This window comes from Vibrio wakamikoensis (assembly GCF_050337275.1).
In the GTDB taxonomy this organism is placed as follows: domain Bacteria; phylum Pseudomonadota; class Gammaproteobacteria; order Enterobacterales; family Vibrionaceae; genus Vibrio; species Vibrio chaetopteri.
The window spans coordinates 451,555-464,313 of the sequence record NZ_JAKJST010000012.1; the positions used below are offsets into that span (position 1 = coordinate 451,555).

Consider the following 12,759-nt stretch of genomic DNA (forward strand, 5'->3'; position numbering starts at 1 on the left):
GAGAAACGATGCTCAACCTAATTTGTCTTATAGTCGTTGCTGCGTTAGCTGTCTTTGGGCTAGGTTTGTTTATCCCGTTTTTTAAAGTCACCAACTTGATGGATGGGGCGTTTTTTAATGCCGCTTCAATATGGTGTGTCACCGCTCTCGTTTGGGATGGTGGAAAGGTCAGTCGTACTTACGATGTAGACATAGTAACGCATAAAATGAAGGGCATGGTCACTGGGCATGACTTGCAAGGCGAAAAGCACCAGCACTATCGTCAAAATTACAGCTTTGGTTTATCGCTGTTTATTGCAGGTGGGATGCCAATGTTGATGGCGATTGCACTGTCGATTTTTTCTTAGTTCAATTTGTTTACAGGAAAAGAACCAGTGATGCCTGCACATCACTGGTTAACCATGTTTATCTTAATCAATCTCACTTCCATGGCGCTCACGCCATTCTTGCCACATACGCGCTTTAAACTCTAAGAAACCCATATCGCTGTTAGGCGCAAACTGCTCGATGGTGCGTTTTTCTGGGTTAAGGTAATCAAAATACTCGTAATGCTGAGTATTATCACGATTGTACTGGTAGCATTGAATAGTAATGCAAGCTTTACCATCGCTCGCTTTGTTTTTAAGTTGGTGAATTTGGTTTAGACCCGGTGATAGCCAAGTGACTTCGCCTTGTTTAAACACTTGAGTGGCAAACGGTGTCGGATCGTCGTGAAATTTAGACAGCATCGCAAATAATTTCACTGTTATTTCACCAGACAGCACCCTGATAATGGCATTAGCATCACCGTGGTTGTGGATAGGAGAGTAATGCTCGCTTGGCCATATCTCCATAACGAAAGGGATACCCGGTGATTCTCCGAGGTTTACCCCCATTGTGATTCGCAAATAGGTTTCTTCCGGTGCATCGGAGCCAAACTCGTTTGCCTTGGCTTTTAGCGTTTGATAACACCATCCATTGACGTCATTGATACTCTCGTTAATAGCCTGCTCAAACTGCGGGAAGGCTTGTGTATTGAGGGTAAATTGCTTACCTGAGATGTTGGCGTACAGCTGCTGACAGGCTGGGGTTAAGTTCTCTGCAACGGTTTTGTGCTGGAAGGCGATGTCATCCATACTGATATCGTCTGTTTTGGCGACAAACAGCGGAGGGTCGATGGTTACGGGGTCAATGAGAACCTTATCGGTAAGGCGGTTATCTGAAGCCAGAATATCGACGTCTTTCACTTCTTTAAGCCAGCTTTCAGCTTCGCTATCAATATCATTGGCACGAAGATATTGTTCATCTTGTTTAAGCCCGTATTCCAACAAGACGGTATTACCGCGTATCTCACCTTTACCATAGCGAACGACGGCGTTGTTACCATCGATACTGAGCCAATATTGACATTGCGGATCGCGATCGATGCCATGATGATTCGCAGCCAGTATTACCCAATCTCCAGAACCATCTAACCCTTGTATCGTTGTCGAAATACTGGTTACAGAGAGCTTCATTGCTCGCTTTCCTTCACCAAAGCAAAATTCTAAGAAGTTGAGTTCACAATCAGTACTCGCCGCTACGGCGACAACACCTTGCCCTCTGACAATGAGTTCCTTTTCTAGCTTTTTGGTGTGGCTAAAATCGGTACTACTGGCTAAGGATGGGCTATTGGTTTTTGTCTTGTCAGTCATTGTCATTTCCTTTTGAATTAGTGTCGTCATAGGCTCGAGTAGCGAGGATCCAGCTAAAATCAGCTCCAGCTCTTTGTGCACCTTGGTGGCAGTTCATACAGCTATCGTATTGGTGATACGTCTCCATAGTAATGTTGGCCAATTGGCACTCAGGAAATGGCATGCCGCCCGCTTGAACGGGTGTACCGTCTTCACATCCAAAGTCTCCATCGGTGGGTGTTTTGGCAGAAATAGAGGGTAATTGAGGCCATTGTGAACCAATTAGTTGATAATGCTCCCAAACGGTGCCTTTTAGCAGGTTGCGGTATCGAGTATTCATATCAGTGGTCGAATAGCCAAGCTTGTTAGGGTCTTCGCGCAAAGGAGTATCAGGAATTTGGCTAAGGCGAACCACATTGATGGGTGTCGTATTAGAAAAGTCTCCAGGTTCTGGTACTCGGCTTGCTCCGGGGTGTTGCGCGGGATTGGCTCTTAAAACTGAGGCTTCACGCTGATACAAGGTAGGGTCGTAGTAGGATGGCGTCATCTCTGCGGGTGTGGACGGGTCTTCGCCTAGGTTATCGACTTGTTCGAAGGTCGCCCAGACCCATTGTGGGAAGTTGGGCGTCTTCTGGGCGATATGAAAACCAACAAGACCAACCTTGGTCGTAGTACAATCACAGCGCATCATCGCATTTTTATCGTCATCACAGGTACCTGGTACGGATACGACAGCGTTATCAAGCGTAAAGAAACGAGAATGGAACTTCGGGTTTACTTTGCTGAGATCGCGCCATGCGGCTTTGACCTCTATAACACCCTCTTTATCCTTTCCGTTACCTGATGGCATGATGATGGCCTCGTTAGGCCACTCGCTACGATTGTAATAGCCGTTTTCTCGAATAAAGTCGTATTCAACTTTGTTTACTCTTACTTCGTAGCGGGTAAATAGACCAGTTTGATCGACCAAAGGCCCTCCAAAGGCTTGGTCTAACTCATCTGCAACCGTACTGAATTTGGAACCGCTAACCAAAACCGGTTGTCCTTCGTAATCTCCACTTTTGCAAATAGCCGTACCATTGCGAGCTGTCCACGCTACGGGCTTATCACCATTTTGTGGAAATAGGTTAAATGCGGATTTCCACCCAAGCCATACGGGAAGCTTCCCATCAGAGTAATGACCAAAAACGGCCGTATTGTTGGGTTCAAATGGTTCACCATGGGAGTTGGCTTTCGATGGCCACATTAACGCAATAAAGTTTTGCCAGTTGAAGTAGTCGAAGAATGGTCTCTTGACGACACCAGAAGCGGCAAAAGGTTGCGAGGGCACTTCGGCAAGCAAGTGCCCAGAGAGTTTGGGTTCAAGATGGTGGTATAGCTCGTCCTGACTCTCTGCAAGTGCTTGACTTGCACACAATGTAAAGAGAGTTAATGCAATAAGGTTCGCTTTCATTACTTGTCCTCACACTCTCTTGGCATGTTAGCAGCGAACATCGCATGCTGTTGAACGGCGATTTGCATTTGCAAAGACGTATCTAGATTAAGTAGGTTTGGATAGTTTCCACCGCTATAAGCTTGCGGGAACTGTGTCGTTTGGAAGTAGTTAACGTTCTCTTGGCTGTATTGGTTACATAGACCGTCAAAACCAAAAATAGGGGGAATAGTGACACCCATTTGAGGGTTGGTATCATCTACATTGGCAAATGCGCCAGCATGACATGATAAGCAAGAGCTGAGTTTGTTATCTACGGGGCCTGCTAAGCGGTCTTCGCAACCAAAGTGCTCATACTTCTCAATGGATTTGTTGAGGACGCTTTGACGCGCAGTAATGGATTCAGATTTTGGTACGGCTGGGAATGTCCAAGGATCCATACCCCATTGGAGCCCAACTGGTTGAAGATTATCCCAAACCGTCGTTCCGCCGTTGTTGATGTATGCGTATGTGCCGTAGACCCATCGGGTAGGCGAGCGGCTATCGACAACCGCGACATCAACCTGAACGAGGTGAACATCTTGAATTGTGCGGCTGCACTTATCATAATTGTCACTTGTTTCTTTATGACGGTTAGCCTGCCATTTAGGAGAGCCTTTGAGGTACTCCACATCAGTAGGCGTAACACTAGAAAACAGGAATTTGACGACCACAGTGCCTTCTTTGAACGGCATACCTTTAGTCGAGGTGATTCCGTTAACTGTCTCTAAGATAGGCTGGCCATTTTTATCAAAACTTTGGCCAATTGTGTACGCACCGATATCGTTGTACATACCCACAGCCCACGTTTCAAAGCCACGTCCTTCGCCATCGCTAGGGCCACCTACACCATAAAAGTCGCTTAAATGAGCGGTACGCTCATTAGTGAGTCCATGAACAAATTCACGTCCGGTTTCTTTTGCATAAGCCATCCATGGTATGTGAAACCATCGTGTTTGACCGTCTACGTCGACGATCAATCCTTGGTCATTGTTGAGGTCGCGGGTTTGACCTTGTTTGATGTAGTCGAGGATGCTGGTTATATAATCCTTGTATTTGGGTTCTTTAGACCAGTCTGGAATACTAGAGTCGCTAAAGTCGACACCTTTCGACTCAGAGAAAAGGTCGATGTTTAGCCAAGGGCACGTGACATCTGTGCAGGCTGCTGGCATTTCAGTGGGGTATTGATCGCTAAGCTTGAAAGTAGGCCCCTGCCAATTTGTGGGTGGTTTGTTTACAGCATTATTCCATGCTGGGGATTCTGCAAACGCTATGAAAGATGTGGTCGCTAGCCACAGAGTGAGTAATAGGCGATTTATGTTTATCTGTATCATAATGCTTCCTAGTGTTCTGACGTAAATGTGGTTCATTTTGTGACGGTGTCACTATTTATAGTATTTAGATAATTGCAATAGGTAGCGTCAGCATCGGCCGAAAGGGCAATGTTTACTGACGAACCATTGTTGTGATCGACCAAAATCTGTCCCGAAGTATCGTTTTCTTCATTTAAGGTTTGCTCGACTCGAATTCGAAAAGATTGAGTTTGAATCAATTGAGGATTAGTGATGACTGAAGCGGCGAGGGGGTCCCAAAAGTCGAGGTACTTGCCAATGCCTTTTTTAATAGACTGGCTGTTGAGTACCTGAGTGAGAAAGCGTGCACTGTTGTTTTCTATTTGATTCAGCTCATCGACAAAAGCTTGAGTAATTGGAACTTGCTGGGTTGCATTGAGTGCGACGAGCGTAAGATTCAAATCACTTTCAATGATTGTCTGAGCGCCTAAGGGGTCGACAAAAATGTTCCATTCAGCCACTTTGTTGGAATAGCAAGGTGGCTCTGACAAGGTTGGTTGAATGTTCCCTTCAGCACCAGGCTCGACGAACTCACTCGTTAGGTTGCCTCCCATCATTATGATTTGAGAGATTTTGTCTTTTAACGCTTTGGACAAACTAGGCTTGTCTTTTGCGTATTCAAGAAATCGCCCCCATGTGGTTCCACCACCGATACATAGTAGCGAAACGGGTTCTGAGGCACTTAAGATGTATTCTTCTAAAAAAGGAATCGCATCTATGTAATCACGATGCATGTTTTGATGTGGAAACGGAGTGTCGTAGTGGTTATCGGCAGCCTCTCGTTCTTCTCCGGGAAAGGTGTTGCTGTATCGCATGGGGGCATTAAACCCTTTGACGACTGGTATATGTAAGTCTGCCGCTTTTCCAGTTAGCGAGAGCATGTTGCTAACGTTGTGTAGCCCATGACTGAGGTGTGCATCACCTGTACCAGTGACGGAAATCCCAACCACATTGACTTCGGGGTGTAGCAGTAGATACAGCATTGCCATGTAGTCATCGAAGTCGACGTCGGTGTCGATTAGAACATTCACAGTGATCTCCTTATATGTGCTTGTGCACATAGAGGCTAGGACAAGATTTGTTAATGTCTCGTTAAAATTCTAAACTTGATAAAAAGCAACAGGATTGGAATATGGAAGCGATCAGAGAATGGCGGGTGAACTGCCCTTATTGCGGGGAGGCGTTTGAGACCTCTATTGATTGCACGTTGGACAATCAGGAGTATATTGAAGACTGCTATGTCTGCTGTCGCCCAATTTTGTTTGAAGTTACCCTAGAAAGTGAAGACGTGTTTGTGACTGTACGGCATGAGAACGAGGTTTAGATTGAAATTCAACTAATTACGCGCTAAAACATCAGATTGTTATATGGATGTAACTCGGAGTTGGTTTGGATATTGGGGTCTTTTTTACCGGTTTTTCGTTAGGTTTATCGTTAATTCTCGCGATCGGAGCACAAAACGCATTTGTCTTAAAGCAAGGGTTAAAACGCCATTATGTATTTGCAGTTTGCGCGGTCTGTGCGGTTTCTGATGCTTTGCTGATTACCGCCGGTGTGAGTGGCTTTGGAGCAGTGATTGAAGCCTATCCTTCTGTCGAAACGGTTGCTCGATATGCAGGCGCGGCATTTCTCTTTATCTACAGCTTTCAGAGTTTTCGCTCTGCAATTTCAAGCAACCATCAGCTAGATCCTGAAGGGGATAGCAACGCCAGTCTGATGAAAACAGTGCTTATTTGTTTAGCATTAACATGGCTCAACCCTCATGTTTACCTAGACACCGTCGTTCTTCTAGGTTCTATCTCAACGCAATATGCCCCTCAGCAATTCTCGTTCGGCCTTGGTGCGGTAACGGCCTCATTCGTCTTTTTCTTTTCGCTAGGATATGGCGCCAGGCTCCTCACTCCAATTTTTCATAAGCCTATTTCATGGAAGATTTTGGAGGGGCTAGTGGGCTTTATCATGCTCGCGATTGCATTGTCTTTGATTTCAGGTTAGGTGGAAATGAGTAAATTAATTGTGGTTACCGGTGGAAGCAGAGGCATTGGCGCTGCTACATCCAAACTGTTAGCGGCTAAAGGCTATAGAGTGGTCGTTAACTTCTTATCAAACGCCAAGCGAGCAGAGCAGGTGGTTAGTGATATACGACGAGATGGTGGAGAAGCGTGTAGTTATCAGGTGAATATTGCCAGTGAGGATTCAGTTGTTTCCATGTTTGACTCCATCTATGCAGAGCATGGCGAGATTTATGGGTTAGTGAATAATGCAGGGATCTTAAGTACGCAGTGCACCCTTGAGCAGATTACCGCGGAGCGTATTACTCAAATCTTAGCGACTAATGTGACTGGAACACTACTATGCGCCCGTGAAGCAATTAAATACATGAATGGGGGAAGCATAGTGAATGTTTCTTCTCGCGCATCGGTTACCGGGTCACCATTTGAGTACCTGGATTATGCCGCCAGTAAAGGAGCGGTGGATACTCTTACTAGAGGGTTAGCGTCCGAACTAGCCGGTAGAAATATTCGTGTAAACGGGGTGCGCCCGGGACTGATTAATACGGAAATGCATGCCGATGGCGGAGAGCCAGAAAGAGTTAAACGATTAGAGTCGCAGATCCCACTCGGCCGGGGAGGTGAAGCGGAGGAAGTTGCCAATGCAATTTCATGGCTGATATCAGAAGAGGCTTCTTTTGTGACGGGCACATTCGTGGATGTATCTGGCGGAAAGTAAGGAAACAAATGTATGAAACAACAAGCGCTCAGTTGTCATTGTGGAAATGTGCAGCTTTCTTTTGACCATTGGCCTGAATCGGTCACCTGCTGTAATTGCTCAATTTGTCGACGCTATGCCGCGCTTTGGGGTTATTTTCAACCAAAAGACGTGATGGTTGAAATAGCGAAAGAGACAGTAGCTTATCGCTGGGGGGATGGCTGTATCGATTTTCATCACTGCGCTGTGTGTGGTTGCGTTACTCATTATGAGTCTGCTGATAGCTCATCGACCCCGAGAACGGCCATCAACTTTAGAATGGCGGATGGCCTTAAATCTACCCAGGTTAAATATTTCGATGGAGCTGAGTCTTGGTGTTTTCTTGATGAAAGTGAGGTGCGCAAGGTATGAATCAAGAGAGGTTGAGTTTTCAAGATATCACGCTTCGGGTCGCTACAGAGCAAGACTTTGAACCGCTCTATCAACTTATGACAGAGGATGAAGCTTGGACGAAGCTTAATGGTCCTTACTTTGGTTATCAGCGTCCAACGCGTGAGCAGTTTAGCGAGGGTTACTTCTCCAAACTCATGTTGGGTAATGAAGCGCTTGTTATTGAGTATCATCAAAGAGTCGTCGGAACGGTAAGTTGTTACTGGGAAGACCAAAAAACCCGTTGGCTTGAAGTTGGAGTACTGGTTTATGACTCCCGACTTTGGGGCTGTGGCATTGGCATGAAAGCGCTGATCCCATGGGTGAGTTATCTGTTCAATACTCTAGATATAGAGCGAGTAGGGCTGACTACATGGAGCGGCAATCCGCGAATGATGAAGTGTGCGCTAAAACTTGGTATGACCCAGGAAGCGCGCCTGCGCAAGGTTCGTTACTATCAAGGGCACTATTACGACAGCGTTAAGTATGGCGTGCTGCGAGAGGAGTGGCGTGAACTAGAAAAGCTTTGGCGTCAACGTGATCATATTTACTTGTTTGATTGGGGCGATACACTCATGGTCGATGACCCCAGCCAAAGTGGCAAGATGTGCGATTGGCAAAAAATTCAGCAGGTGGAGGGGGCGAAAGCGCTATTAAGTGGGCTCGCAAAATACTGCCCCATTTATGTCGCAACCAATGCCAAAGATTCTGCAGAAGAGGATGTAAAAAGAGCCTTTGAAAGAGCGCAGCTTGCTGAATACTTATCTGGGTACTTCTGTTTCAGCAACCTTGGTGTCGGCAAAGATGATGAGGATTTTTACCCACGCATTGCCTTTAAGCTCAATACAGATACCAGTCAACTCGTAATGACTGGAGATCAACTTGAACGAGATATACTGCCAGCAAGGCGTGCGGGATTGAGAACGAACTGGCTTAATGTGAGTTCTATTTCACATAATGAAAACGGCTTTGTTCGATTAGAAGATATTCTCTATCGGGAGCAAAGCCGCATGTCTTTGGTTGACCTCGACTAAAAGGTGGCTATTACGATGATTGGATGGTGGTGATAAGCTTCTCTGCTTGATCCAAATATTCACCACCAAACAAATTGCAGTGATTGAGCAAATGATACAAGTTGTAGATGTGCTTGCGGTACTCGTACATAGGCTCGATCGCCAAAATACTTTCGTATCCGTCGTAGAACTCCTGCCTAAACCCGCCGAAAAGCTCTGTCATTGCTAAATCACATTCTCTATCACCCCAATAGCTCGCTGGGTCATAGCATATTGGTCCAAACGCGGTATTAGCCGCATTGCCATACCAAAGGTCACCGTGTAGTAAAGACGGTTTGGGATTGTGCCCGGAAAGCTGTTCGTTAACCAGTTCAACAAATTCATCGATATCTGTGAATGTGATTTGTTTTTCTTTTAGAAGCTGAAGTTGCCAGCCAATTCGCTGCTCAGAGAAGAATCGTGACCACTTTTTGTGCCACTGATTAGGTTGCAGTGTGGTGCCAATATAGTTGTCTTGATCGAACCCAAACTCCTTTTGCTCGCCCCACTTGTGTAGTTTGGCAAGTTCCTCTCCAAGCTGGTAACTAGCAGGGCCAGTATCTAAGGGTTTTACAGGTATGTAATTGAGTACGATAAAGGCACACTCTTTGGTTTTACCAATGTGAACCAGTTCAGGTACATGAACCGTGTTGGTTTCTCTTAGGGCAGTGAGATTGTCGGCTTCGATTTCAAATTTCGCGATAAAGTCTTTGTCATTGATTTTGACGAAGTAACGCTGATCACCATCGCTGATCATGTAACACTGATTAATGTCCCCGCCGCTCATTTTAATGCGCTCGGAGATATTGAACTCAAACATTAGAGTTTCTGAAAGCTGATCTGAAATTGCTTGCCACATAAACGTCTCCCACCTGCCAACACTATGGCTAGTGTAGAACAATATTGCTTACATAACATACTGTCAGCGCACAGAATCATTGACGTGACACCCGAATTTTCCTTTGTGTTCTTACAAACGTGACTTAGGTTTGCTATGGTGAAGATCTTGTCATTATTGTCATTGCTAGGAGAGCAGTCGTGGTTGTAGATACTGACGGCTATCAAGCACTTATTGAACACCTTGCGCTCAATCTAAGTGTGTTTACCTCAGAGTTGGGGGATACAGGAGAAGAGACCATTGAGGACGTATCAACGGATATGGTTGCCTCAAATATTATGGCGGTCTTCGAACAAAACCCAGAGCTTCATGCCAGTGTACGCTTTAAACTTCTTAAGGAAGTGGATTTAGTTATCCAGGATCTGGAAGAAGTGTTAGCGGGCGTTTGGAACAAAAAGGCGACCAATGAACAAGTCGCTTTTCTTGAGGAATATATCGCACTAGTAAAAAATCTATTTGACACTGCGGTGGCAAAATACGATTAATCTAGGCGTTTCTCTCTGTATCGAATTACAGAGAGAAACGTTATTGAACACTTCTAAAGTGCCAAAACGTCGATGCCCAGTATGGGTTATCTAAGCGAGAAAGCACTACCCCTTTTGATGTCGAAGCATGCATAAACGTATTGCCACCTAAATATATTCCTACGTGACGGGTTTTTCTACCAGTTTTAAAAAAGACTAAATCTCCACTTTGCGCACTCTTGTAGGCGATTTTTTCACCTACTTTGACTTGCTGCGCTGTAGTCCGTGGTAATGAGAGAGAATAGGCGTCTTGATAGACCGCTTGAACAAATGCTGAGCAGTCAACGCCGGAATAATTGGTGCCGCCCAAACGATATGGAACACCTTGCCATTTTTTATATTCAGCGAGGAAGGGCGCATTATCTGGGGTATTGTAGTGTTGCCTTGTATGTTCCGCTCGCTCTGGCTGATTAGAGCACGCCGATACGAAAACTACCATACCGTATAAAATCAATGATTTAACAAATTTCATCTGTCACACTGCTTACATCTAAACGTAATAAAAATGTCACTAAGGATTACTAATATCCTGATAATTCTATACCAAGTTATTAAATAGTACGAACCTATTACTTATTTGGTTACCGTTTAATGGATCAACTCGACGGATTGTTTATGAAAACCCCAGACAAGGGAAAACGTGCCATCTCTTTGATTCACTCTTTGAGTGCTATCTTCTTAACAATTATTCTAATTTTTGTCGGCGCGAGTGTACTGAGCACCAATGGCCTTAATCAAGTTAAGCAACAGTTTGACAATTTATCAGAAAAAGCCCTTCCACTGTCTCTTAATAATGCCGCATTGACGCAAGATGTACTGGAACAAGTAAAACTGCTTAACTATGGTACACAGCTTGAGTCGACAGAAGAGTTAGAGCAGATCCGCCAACGCATCACGCAGCTTGTCGAGCAAAGTAATCAAAAGGTTGAAAACCTATACGCCATTGCCTCGGAGTTGGGCAATGCCGTTACACAGGAGCAACGAGAGCTCCTTGGGCAGAAAATTGTTGAACTTCAAAGAAGCACTCAAGCGATTCTGGCATACCAATCGCAAATACTGGCCATGAGTGCAGATATCGATAAAGAAGTGGCCGGCTTTCGATATGCCATCAGTACGCTTGGTCAAGAAATGAATCGCATCAGCTTGCTGTTTACACAAAACAATCCGTCTTCGGCCGATGCCGCTACACGAGTGGTGACGGCTGCTAGTTCTCTAGAGAGCGCATTCTTGATGCTGATGATGCAGACCGATCTGAAAAAGGCTAATGGCGAATATCGTCAGATGCGCAATCGCTATGCAAGCATCAATTTAGCCTACGATCAGTTTGAAGAGTGGCATCCAGAAATCAGCGAGTTTCCAAGTTTTACTGCGCCCTATGACATGGTGAAAGCAGGGTTTAAGCAAAGCGGTGTGGTTCGTCAGATCATTGAACGGTTGGAGATTGCGACTATACAGCGTGAAGAACTCGCCAAAGCCGCTGTGCTGGCAAATGAGACCACGCAGATCTTGTCAGCCATTTCGACAACAGCGGAAGGGCTCATTGATGAGAGTCAATCCGTGGTAAACAGCACCATTCAAACCAATATTTACACTCTAATCATTACCACAGCCGTGTTAGTGATGGTTGTTTTTGGATTGTTCTTTGGACTGCGCCGCTGGGTTAATCGCGCACTTAAGAGTATTACTAGGCAGCTAAAACGTTTGGTTGAGCACGACTTAACGGGCGTCGTAGAGCTTTCAGGTCCCTCGGAAATGCGTGATATTGCCAGAAAGTTGAATCAGGTTATTGAGTCGACCCATGACTCAATCGAAGTGGTTACCCGTAACTGTGAAACCTTGTACCAAACCGCAGAAATCAGTCATGGCGCAGCAGAATCGACGCGAAGCAGTTTGCTAGCGCAAAACGAATCTCTCGATAGCATGGTTGCTACAGTGACTCAGTTGGAAGCGTCAATCAAAGAAATCGCGACCGTGACGACGTCCTCATTTTCTGATTCGCAGCAGGCAGAAGAGTTTGCTTCTCTGGGGCTAAAAGCGGTCGAGGAGAATCAGCAACGTTTGCATACCCTTGAAACGACACTCGGCAACAATGAAACCTCGATGAATGAGTTGGATGGTAAAGTAAAGCAAATCCAAGAAATGGTCGATATGATCAGTGGTATTGCAGACAACACCAACTTGTTAGCGCTCAACGCTGCCATTGAAGCGGCGCGAGCGGGTGAAATGGGACGCGGCTTTGCCGTTGTTGCGGATGAAGTACGCAAGCTCGCGAGCGATACCTCAGAGCAAACCACCAATATTCGCCAAATGATGGCTGAGCTGATGGACGCCGCCCAAGATTCGAGACAATCTGTTATCGAGTCTCGAGCTGAAATGAATCACGCCCTAGATTCTAGTGAGCGAGTCAAAACGTCGTTCTCAGATATTGCGCTGTCTGTGAATCATATTCGAGAACGAGCGGAGCAAGTATCTGTGGCAACCGAAGAGCAAGAGCGAGCGACAGCAGAAGTAGGGCGCGCCATTGTTCATGTCACCGACCAAGGTGAGCATTCAAATATGCAGCTTGAGTCTATGGTTGAAAGTGCTGAGCAGGTGGCTGATATCGCAGGCCACCAGCAAGCAATGCTTCACAAGTACGAGCTCAATCGTCTATCCGTTTGAACGAACAGCAG

14 protein-coding genes are annotated in these 12,759 nt (G+C 45.6%); 8 read left to right on the forward strand and 6 right to left on the reverse strand.

What is annotated here, in order from left to right; genetic code table 11:
• The first annotated feature begins 8 nt into the window (after positions 1 to 8).
• Positions 9 to 347 (forward strand): hypothetical protein, encoded by a 339-nt coding sequence (locus L4C42_RS02780; protein WP_429759242.1) that lies wholly within the window; start codon positions 9 to 11, stop codon positions 345 to 347.
• 63 nt (positions 348 to 410) lie between these two features.
• On the opposite strand, the gene L4C42_RS02785 is transcribed toward L4C42_RS02780, so the two are convergent.
• Genes L4C42_RS02785 through L4C42_RS02800 form a run of 4 tightly spaced genes read right to left on the reverse strand, consistent with a single transcriptional unit; the run spans position 411 to position 5,506 of the window.
• Positions 411 to 1,673 (reverse strand): cysteine dioxygenase, encoded by a 1,263-nt coding sequence (locus L4C42_RS02785; protein ID WP_429759244.1) that lies wholly within the window; start codon positions 1,671 to 1,673, stop codon positions 411 to 413.
• On the reverse strand, positions 1,666 to 3,105 hold the full coding sequence (locus tag L4C42_RS02790) for a hypothetical protein (RefSeq protein ID WP_353496117.1): 1,440 nt from the start codon (positions 3,103 to 3,105) through the stop codon (positions 1,666 to 1,668). Before L4C42_RS02790 ends, L4C42_RS02785 begins: the two co-directional genes overlap by 8 nt.
• Entirely contained in the window at positions 3,105 to 4,457 is a 1,353-nt protein-coding gene (locus tag L4C42_RS02795; RefSeq protein WP_353496118.1) for a hypothetical protein, read from the reverse strand. Before L4C42_RS02795 ends, L4C42_RS02790 begins: the two co-directional genes overlap by 1 nt.
• Positions 4,458 to 4,489: 32 nt before the next feature.
• Positions 4,490 to 5,506 carry a nucleoside hydrolase gene (locus L4C42_RS02800; protein ID WP_418642237.1) on the reverse strand — a complete coding sequence of 339 codons (1,017 nt, stop codon included), beginning with the start codon at positions 5,504 to 5,506 and terminating at the stop codon, positions 4,490 to 4,492.
• 101 nt (positions 5,507 to 5,607) lie between these two features.
• On the opposite strand from L4C42_RS02800, the gene L4C42_RS02805 reads away from it, so the two are divergent.
• The 5 genes from L4C42_RS02805 (at position 5,608) to L4C42_RS02825 (ending at position 8,647) form a co-directional block, all read left to right on the forward strand.
• Positions 5,608 to 5,799: a CPXCG motif-containing cysteine-rich protein gene (locus tag L4C42_RS02805; protein ID WP_353496120.1), complete on the forward strand. Its 192-nt coding sequence runs from the start codon at positions 5,608 to 5,610 to the stop codon at positions 5,797 to 5,799.
• A 71-nt stretch (positions 5,800 to 5,870) separates the two neighbouring features.
• Complete coding sequence (locus tag L4C42_RS02810) at positions 5,871 to 6,470, forward strand: LysE/ArgO family amino acid transporter (protein ID WP_353498689.1); 600 nt, start codon at positions 5,871 to 5,873, stop codon at positions 6,468 to 6,470.
• Between the two features lie 6 nt (positions 6,471 to 6,476).
• Complete coding sequence (locus tag L4C42_RS02815; RefSeq protein WP_353496121.1) at positions 6,477 to 7,205, forward strand: SDR family oxidoreductase; 729 nt, start codon at positions 6,477 to 6,479, stop codon at positions 7,203 to 7,205.
• A gap of 12 nt (positions 7,206 to 7,217) precedes the next feature.
• Complete coding sequence (locus tag L4C42_RS02820) at positions 7,218 to 7,595, forward strand: GFA family protein (protein WP_353496122.1); 378 nt, start codon at positions 7,218 to 7,220, stop codon at positions 7,593 to 7,595.
• Positions 7,592 to 8,647: a GNAT family N-acetyltransferase gene (locus L4C42_RS02825; RefSeq protein WP_353496123.1), complete on the forward strand. Its 1,056-nt coding sequence runs from the start codon at positions 7,592 to 7,594 to the stop codon at positions 8,645 to 8,647. Before L4C42_RS02820 ends, L4C42_RS02825 begins: the two co-directional genes overlap by 4 nt.
• 10 nt (positions 8,648 to 8,657) lie before the next feature.
• On the opposite strand, the gene L4C42_RS02830 is transcribed toward L4C42_RS02825, so the two are convergent.
• Positions 8,658 to 9,524, reverse strand: a complete 867-nt coding sequence (locus tag L4C42_RS02830; RefSeq protein ID WP_353496124.1) for a fructosamine kinase family protein — start codon at positions 9,522 to 9,524, stop codon at positions 8,658 to 8,660.
• A gap of 179 nt (positions 9,525 to 9,703) precedes the next feature.
• On the opposite strand from L4C42_RS02830, the gene L4C42_RS02835 reads away from it, so the two are divergent.
• Positions 9,704 to 10,048: a DUF3802 family protein gene (locus tag L4C42_RS02835; protein WP_042498691.1), complete on the forward strand. Its 345-nt coding sequence runs from the start codon at positions 9,704 to 9,706 to the stop codon at positions 10,046 to 10,048.
• 40 nt (positions 10,049 to 10,088) lie between these two features.
• Here L4C42_RS02835 and L4C42_RS02840 read toward each other — a convergent pair whose 3' ends face one another.
• On the reverse strand, positions 10,089 to 10,559 hold the full coding sequence (locus L4C42_RS02840) for a C40 family peptidase (protein ID WP_353496125.1): 471 nt from the start codon (positions 10,557 to 10,559) through the stop codon (positions 10,089 to 10,091).
• Positions 10,560 to 10,702: 143 nt separating this feature from the next.
• Here L4C42_RS02840 and L4C42_RS02845 point away from each other — a divergent pair, with 143 nt between their 5' ends.
• Positions 10,703 to 12,748 (forward strand): methyl-accepting chemotaxis protein, encoded by a 2,046-nt coding sequence (locus tag L4C42_RS02845; protein WP_353496126.1) that lies wholly within the window; start codon positions 10,703 to 10,705, stop codon positions 12,746 to 12,748.
• Positions 12,749 to 12,759: the final 11 nt, after the last annotated feature.

What these genes read in the sequence shown, in the direction of transcription:
- L4C42_RS02780 (WP_429759242.1), top strand. Translation starts at nt 9, where the DNA reads ATGCTCAACCTAATTTGTCTTATAGTCGTTGCTGCGTTAGCTGTCTTT.
- L4C42_RS02785 (WP_429759244.1), bottom strand. Translation starts at nt 1,673, where the DNA reads ATGACTGACAAGACAAAAACCAATAGCCCATCCTTAGCCAGTAGTACC.
- L4C42_RS02790 (WP_353496117.1), bottom strand. Translation starts at nt 3,105, where the DNA reads ATGAAAGCGAACCTTATTGCATTAACTCTCTTTACATTGTGTGCAAGT.
- L4C42_RS02795 (WP_353496118.1), bottom strand. Translation starts at nt 4,457, where the DNA reads ATGATACAGATAAACATAAATCGCCTATTACTCACTCTGTGGCTAGCG.
- L4C42_RS02805 (WP_353496120.1), top strand. Translation starts at nt 5,608, where the DNA reads ATGGAAGCGATCAGAGAATGGCGGGTGAACTGCCCTTATTGCGGGGAG.
- L4C42_RS02815 (WP_353496121.1), top strand. Translation starts at nt 6,477, where the DNA reads ATGAGTAAATTAATTGTGGTTACCGGTGGAAGCAGAGGCATTGGCGCT.
- L4C42_RS02820 (WP_353496122.1), top strand. Translation starts at nt 7,218, where the DNA reads ATGAAACAACAAGCGCTCAGTTGTCATTGTGGAAATGTGCAGCTTTCT.
- L4C42_RS02825 (WP_353496123.1), top strand. Translation starts at nt 7,592, where the DNA reads ATGAATCAAGAGAGGTTGAGTTTTCAAGATATCACGCTTCGGGTCGCT.
- L4C42_RS02830 (WP_353496124.1), bottom strand. Translation starts at nt 9,524, where the DNA reads ATGTGGCAAGCAATTTCAGATCAGCTTTCAGAAACTCTAATGTTTGAG.
- L4C42_RS02840 (WP_353496125.1), bottom strand. Translation starts at nt 10,559, where the DNA reads ATGAAATTTGTTAAATCATTGATTTTATACGGTATGGTAGTTTTCGTA.
- L4C42_RS02845 (WP_353496126.1), top strand. Translation starts at nt 10,703, where the DNA reads ATGAAAACCCCAGACAAGGGAAAACGTGCCATCTCTTTGATTCACTCT.